The 610-nt window shown below is 70.2% G+C and carries 1 protein-coding gene; it reads left to right on the top strand.

The features are described from left to right. On the top strand, window positions 1-610 hold a 610-nt coding region (locus tag AC1RJW_RS29745; RefSeq protein WP_493048119.1), incomplete at both ends, for a KS-MAT linker domain-containing protein.

The following is a 610-nucleotide window of genomic DNA, read 5'->3' as shown; positions in this document are numbered from 1 at the left end:
GTGCTGCGCGCCTTTCCGCGCATCGCCGGCATCTCCTCGTTTGGCGCCGGCGGCGCCAACGCCCACCTGGTGCTACAAGAATATGTGGCTGCACCGGCGGCGACCAGCCACGGCACTGTAGCGCTGCCAGCGCTGGTCGTGCTGTCGGCGCGCAACGCAGAGCGGCTGCGCGCGCAGGCCGGGCAGCTGCTGGCGGCCTTGGAGCGCCTGGAGGAAGAGGGCGCGACCGTGGCCGATATCGCGTATACCTTGCAGGTGGGACGCGAGGCGATGGAAGAACGGTTGGCCTTCGTGGTGCAGGACATGGCACAGTTGCGCGCGCGGCTGCAGGCCTTCCTGGCCGGTGAGGGTGAAGCGGCGCTTTGCCACGTGAGCCGGGCGGGCGACGGCGAGCAGGCCGCGGCACTGGCCGCGGACGAGGACATGGCAGGCGCCGTCGATGCCTGGGTGGCCAAGGGCAAGTACGACAAGCTGCTGGCATGGTGGGTGAAGGGCATGGCCTTCGACTGGCGCGCGCTGCACGGCGCGCAGCCGCCACGCAGGATCAGCCTGCCGTGTTATCCGTTTGCGCGCGAGCGCTACTGGATCGCGCCTTCCTCGCCTTCAGCCC

This window comes from Janthinobacterium sp. GW822-FHT07A03 (genome assembly GCF_058798815.1).
The sequence above is the reverse complement of the archived record's forward strand: the minus strand, read 5'-3'. Positions and strand labels throughout refer to the sequence as shown.